A 3,319-nucleotide genomic window follows, 5' to 3' on the forward strand; every position below is an offset into this window, starting at 1 on the left:
CTGGTGGCGACGGACAGCGGCGGCCCCAACGACATCGTCGAGACCTGCGGCAACGGCCTCCTCGTCGACCCGCGCGCGCCGGATGCGATCGCCAACACGGCCGAGCACGGGGCGGTGATCGCCCGGGCCTACGCTCTGTCCGGCCGGCAGCCGGAAGCGGTGATCGGCCTCAGCCTGCCACCGGAGATCACGGCGGCCGCGCGGGGCGCGGCCTATCCGGACCATTCCGACCCGGTGCGCCTGCTCTTCGTGGGACGGGCGGAGGCGCGAAAGGGCTTCGACGCCCTGCTCGGAGCGATCGCGATCCTCGCCGACGAGGCCGCGTTCGGATCGGTTCCGCCCTTCGTGCTCGATCTCGTCGGCGTGCCGCCGTCGGACCTCCCGGGCGATCTGCCCGGTGGGGCGCGGGCCCGCATCCGCGCGCGCGGGCGGGTTCCCGCCGACGAGCTCGCCGAAGCCTACGCCGCCGCCCATGCGGTGCTCGCCCCCTCCCGCTACGAGAGCTTCGGCCTCGTCTACCAGGAGGCCCTGGCCTATGGACGCCCTGTGGTGGCCTGCGCGCTGGATGCCAGCGCCCGCGCCTTCGTCGGCGACCCCGGCGCGGGGCCATTGGCACGGGACGCGACCGGCCCGGCGCTCGCCGACGCCCTCCGCCCGCTGCTCGCCGACCCGGGCCTTCGCCTGGCCTACCGAACTCGTGCGCTCGCGGCGGCCGGACGCTTCAACCGGGCGGCCCTCGGCCGCGAGACCCTCGATCTGTACGCGCGCGCCATCGCGGCGAGCCGCGCTCGGGCGACGCGCTGAGCCGAGCCCCGAACCGGGCGCTCAGTCGCGAAACGGCCGCAGCAGCGCCGCCTCTTCCTCCGGGCGCCCGCGTCCGGGGGCGAGGCTCTCGTAGCGCCGCGAGCGCGCCAGGACGTGCGCGCGGCCGAGATGATGCTCGATCGCCCCGTGCAGCGCGATGATGCTGCGTGGCCAGCCGCCGTCGAGCACCGGCCGCTCGTGCACGCGGCCGCCATAGCGCACGCTCCTGCGGTTCAGCCGGTACTGGACGTCCGGGTAGACGTCGGAGAGGACGCCGTCGACGCGGTTCCGGCGCGGCAGCCCGACCGAGAGAACATCGCCCGTCTCGGCCAGGCCCGCAAGCGCCGGGAGGCGGCGGCCCGCGGCGGCGTCGAGGGTTTCGTCGGCGTCGAGCTGCAGCATCCAGGGATGGCGGGCGAGGTCCTGGAGGGCGTTGCGCTGCGCGCCGAAATCGCCGTCCATCGGCCGCGCGGCCACGCGCACTGCACCGTGCGCGAAGCCGGCGGCGGCCATGGCGCGCGGCGGACCGGCCGACGCATCGAGCAGGACGACCACGTCGTCGGTCCAGGCTGCGTGGGCCTCGACGCCGGCCAGGACGCGCTCGAGATCCGCAGGGCGACAGAGCAGGCCGAGGGAAACCGGCATCGTTTCCCCCACGTCGAGGGCGTAGAGGTCCGCCTGCGCGGCGCGGATGCCGTGCGGCCGGCGCAGATCCGCACGGCCGTCCCCGTCGAGCGCGCGAATTCCGAGACCGGCTCCGGTCGCGGCGCTGCGCAGGGTGTAGAGGTCGAGCCCGTAGGCGCCGTCCGGGTCCGGAACGAAGGCCGGTGCGGCGAGGCGTTCCGCGAGATCGGCGTGGCAGCGGTCGGGATCGGCATCCGCTGTCAGCAGGAGCCCGCAGGAGGCGCAGGCGAGCGGAAAATCGCGGCGGCGACCGCCCGGATACGTGAGATGCCGTTTGGTCGGCTGCAGCATGTCTGCGGCGCAGACGAAGCATCGGCGCATCATCGGTCCAACCCTCCCGCTCCGCCGCCGCACCTTGCCGCGTGGGGCCGACGCCATACCTCCGCTGCTCCTCGAACCCCAGCCGCATGTGAACTCACCGGTCGATCCCTCACGCGCCCACGATGCGCCCCGGACCGGTGCGCTCCGGATCTCGGGTTCCCGGCTCGCCATCGTCGGCAACGCGCCGGGGATCGAGGCCGCCGCCGCGGTCGACGCGGCGCCCTCGGTGGTGCGCTTCAACAATGCGGCGGGCTTTCGCGGACGCACCGGCTCGCGTGTCACCCACCTCGCCCTGGTCAACCGCGGCGGCCAGATGCGGGAATGGCTGGCCGACCCGGGCTTCCTCGACCGCCCGGTGGTTCGCGCGGCCGAGGCCTTCATCCTGCCGTTCCCGATGCTTCCGGCGGAGCACAACCGACCCGAGCAGGTGTGCTGGACCCGTGAGGCGCTGGCGCTGCTGGCTCCGCTCGGCAAGCCGGTTCACGTCCTGCCGGAAGACCTGCACCGCGAGGGTGGCCTGCGCCTCGGCGCCGGCACCATGGGACGGCCGAACCCGAGCACCGGCTTCCTCGTGACCCTGGCGCTGCTGCTCGGCCGGCCCTCGTGGTCCGGGCCGGTCGACGCCTACGGCTTCGGCTTCGCCGGCTGGCCCGGTCATCCCTGGGCGGCCGAGCGTGCTTGGTTCGCCGAAGCCGAGGCGTCCGGCCAGCTCCGCCTTCACCCTTCGAGATGACCGGCCCTACCGGGTCCGTCCCCGCAACATGATCGGGTTCCGCGCATGACCACCCTCGTCACCGTCCTGAAGGGCGGCGGCCGCTACGACGCGACCTGGGTCGAGCGCCTCGCCCGCGGCGTGCGCCGCCACGCCCCGGCGTTCGAGCGGATCCTCTGCCTCACGGACCTTCCGCTCGCCGTCGCCGGCGTCGAGCGGGTTCCGCTACGGCACGATTGGCCGGCCTGGTGGGCGAAGATGGAGGCGTTCCGCCCCGGCCTGACGCGGGGGCCGACGCTGCTGTGCGACCTCGACACCGTCCTCACCGGGCCATGCGATGCGCTGGCTGAGCCAGGACTCGCCGCGATGGAGGATTACTTCCACGAGGGGCGGCTCTCCAGCGCCCTGCTGCGCTGGGACGGGGGCGAGCTGGATTTCCTCCACGCCGCGTTCGCGGCCGAGCCCGAACACTGGATGCGGGCCGGTTCGTGCGGCCCGGTCCCCAACGGGGTGCACGGCGATCAGGTCGTGATCGACCACCTGCTGCGCCGCGCGGGCCTGCGCCCGGACTTCATCCAGCGCCGGTACCCCGACCTCCTCGACTTCTACGATCCGCGGCGGGCCGAGCACGGCCCGGTGGTGATCTTCATCGGCGATGCCAAGCCCGATACCGCAGCTGGACCGGTGCGGGCGGCGTGGGCCGAGTCCTGACCGCGCCGCGCGCCCTTACCTCAACGCGGCCGGCCTCAGCGCGGCCGGTCGTCGCCTGCGAGGCTGCCGACGCGCTCCGCGGCGAAG

4 protein-coding genes are annotated in these 3,319 nt (G+C 74.3%); 3 read left to right on the plus strand and 1 reads right to left on the minus strand.

The features are described 5' to 3' along the window. Positions 1-804: glycosyltransferase (locus FV223_RS23515; RefSeq protein WP_147729251.1), on the plus strand; the 804-nt coding region annotated here is incomplete at its 5' end. Between the two features lie 21 nt (positions 805-825). Here the strand turns inward: FV223_RS23515 and FV223_RS23520 are convergent. Continuing rightward, positions 826-1,809, minus strand: coding sequence for a hypothetical protein (locus FV223_RS23520; protein WP_147729253.1), 984 nt, complete (start codon positions 1,807-1,809; stop codon positions 826-828). A 148-nt stretch (positions 1,810-1,957) separates the two neighbouring features. Here FV223_RS23520 and FV223_RS23525 point away from each other — a divergent pair, with 148 nt between their 5' ends. After that, positions 1,958-2,542, plus strand: a complete 585-nt coding sequence (locus FV223_RS23525) for a hypothetical protein (RefSeq protein WP_147729254.1) — start codon at positions 1,958-1,960, stop codon at positions 2,540-2,542. 45 nt (positions 2,543-2,587) lie between these two features. After that, entirely contained in the window at positions 2,588-3,232 is a 645-nt protein-coding gene (locus FV223_RS23530) for a hypothetical protein (RefSeq protein WP_147729252.1), read from the plus strand. Positions 3,233-3,319: the final 87 nt, after the last annotated feature.

It is taken from the genome of Methylobacterium sp. WL116, assembly GCF_008039455.1.
Lineage (GTDB): Bacteria > Pseudomonadota > Alphaproteobacteria > Rhizobiales > Beijerinckiaceae > Methylobacterium.

Coding starts and splice junctions, on each gene's coding strand:
- FV223_RS23520 (WP_147729253.1), bottom strand. CDS start 1,809: ATGCGCCGATGCTTCGTCTGCGCCGCAGACATGCTGCAGCCGACCAAA.
- FV223_RS23530 (WP_147729252.1), top strand. CDS start 2,588: ATGACCACCCTCGTCACCGTCCTGAAGGGCGGCGGCCGCTACGACGCG.